Origin of the sequence: Marinimicrobium sp. UBA4509, assembly GCF_002388575.1 — a bacterium.
GTDB lineage: Bacteria > Pseudomonadota > Gammaproteobacteria > Pseudomonadales > Cellvibrionaceae > Marinimicrobium > Marinimicrobium koreense.
Genome location: NZ_DGMV01000032.1, coordinates 39716 through 41726, shown reverse-complemented (window position 1 = coordinate 41726; position 2011 = coordinate 39716). Strand labels below are relative to the sequence as shown.

The 2011-nt window shown below is 61.5% G+C and carries 2 protein-coding genes; one reads left to right on the top strand and one right to left on the bottom strand.

From position 1 onward, the window contains the following. Positions 1-67: 67 nt before the first annotated feature. Positions 68-979, bottom strand: coding sequence for a histone deacetylase family protein (locus B3520_RS04200; protein WP_286807296.1), 912 nt, complete (start codon positions 977-979; stop codon positions 68-70). Between the two features lie 131 nt (positions 980-1110). On the opposite strand from B3520_RS04200, the gene B3520_RS04195 reads away from it, so the two are divergent. Then, the coding region (locus B3520_RS04195) for an XdhC family protein (protein WP_286875476.1) at positions 1111-2011 on the top strand (901 nt) is incomplete at its 3' end.

Sequence of the window (2011 nt, the reverse complement as noted above, 5' to 3'; positions counted from 1 at the left end):
GCCGAAGGCGCATCCGCCGTTCCCACACTTTCCCGCATCCGCCGTAACCGACTCTCCGCCAACCACATCACCCCCGCAACTTCGCCGCTTCCTCCACCACAATCCCATGGCGCCGCGCCAATGCCAACCGGTCATCATCGTAACCGCCCCCAATCACCGTCGCCACCGGAATATCCCGCTTAAGCAATTCACTCAACACCCGCCGATCCCGCTCTCGAATGCCCGCCTCCGTAATGTTCAGCCTCCCGAGCGGGTCTCCGGCATAGACGTCTACCCCCGCATCATAGAGGACGATATCGGGCTGAAAATCCGTAAGTACCTGTTCGAGAGTGTCCATCACCACCCGCAGATAATCCTCATCCCCCATGCCATCGGGCAGCGGCACATCGAGATCACTGCGCTGTTTGTCGAACGGAAAGTTATTGTCGCAGTGCAGCGAACAGGTAAAGGCGTGGGGCTCATCCGCCAGCAGTGCGGCGGTGCCGTCCCCCTGATGGACGTCGCAGTCAAAAATCAGCACCCGCCCGACACCGCTCTGGCGAATCAGCACCTTTGCGGCTATCGCCAGATCGTTCAGAATGCAGAAGCCCGAGGCGTAGTCATAGTGTGCGTGGTGAGTGCCGCCGGCCAGATGGCAGGCCAGGCCGGTATGAAGTGCCAGCTGTGCGGCCAGCACCGTGCCCGAGGGCGCAATCAGCGTGCGCTTGAGCAACCCCTCGCTCCAGGGCAGGTTCATCTGCCGAAGTTCCCGAGGTGACTGGGCCCGAGAGATAAAGCGCTGCAGGTAGTCCGGGCAGTGGGTCTGCTCCAACCACAGCGGCTTGCAGGGCCCGGGCCGAAAGCTGTTCTCCGGGCGCAGCAGACCGATGCGGCGCAGGTGCTCGGCCAGCAGGCCAAACTTCGCCATCGGAAACCGGTGTCGCTCCGGGAAAGGGAAGCTGTAGGCCGGGTGATAAACCAGGGGTAGGGATGAGGGCATAGGGTGAATAAAATGCGTTAATTGAATGAGTCATCTTAAAGTATGGTGCCAGCGAATAACACTCCACAACCACGACAATACGACACAACTCCGCTATGCTGTAACCAAACCCGAAACAAAGCGAAAAAACCATGCAACACCTCGACCTGCAAGTCATCGAACGGGCCCTACAATGGCTGGACAATAACCAACCCATCTGGCTGTGCACCGTTCTCGCCACCTTCGGCTCCTCGCCACGCGAACCCGGCTCCATGATGGTGGCCCGCTCGGACGGTCAACACGTGGGCTCACTGTCCGGTGGTTGTGTCGAGGAAGACTTTCTGGCCCGACTGCGCGCCGGTGATTTTCATCAGCCGTTGTCCCAGATCCGCTATGGCAACGATGAAGTCTCCGGCCCAAAGGTCACGCTTCCCTGCGGTGGGGTGCTCGACGTTCTGATTGAACGACTGACCCCGACGGAAGAACACCGCGCGCATCTTCAGACGTTGCGAGAGGCAATGCGGGGTCAGCAATCGTTGATCCGCTCGGTGCTGCTGGACAATGGTGAATCGACCTTTGTCGAGGGCTCGGCCCTCGGTCCGCGAGTGGAGCGTGATGAACAGGCCGTGCGCATCCGGGTCGGCCCCACGCTGCGCTTGATCATCGCCGGCATCAGCCCGGTGTCCGCTGCCTGCGCCGAGTTTGCCCAGGCACTGGGATTTGATGTGATTGTGTGCGATCCGCGCGATGACGAAGTAGCCACCTTTAACGTGCCGGGGGTCAATGTCGAGGCCGTCCTGCCATCGCTCTACATCGAGCAGCACGCCCATGCCGCCACGGCGGTAGTGGCTCTGACCCACGATCCGAGAATCGACGACCTGGCGATGATGGAAGCGGTGCGCACCGAGGCGTTTTACATCGGCGTCATGGGCTCGCGCAAAACCTCCGCCAACCGCGCCGAACGCCTGCGCCGCTCCGGTGGCCTGAACGACGCGGACATCGAGCGTCTGCACATGCCGATCGGCCTGGCCATCGGCAGCAAAACCCCCGCCG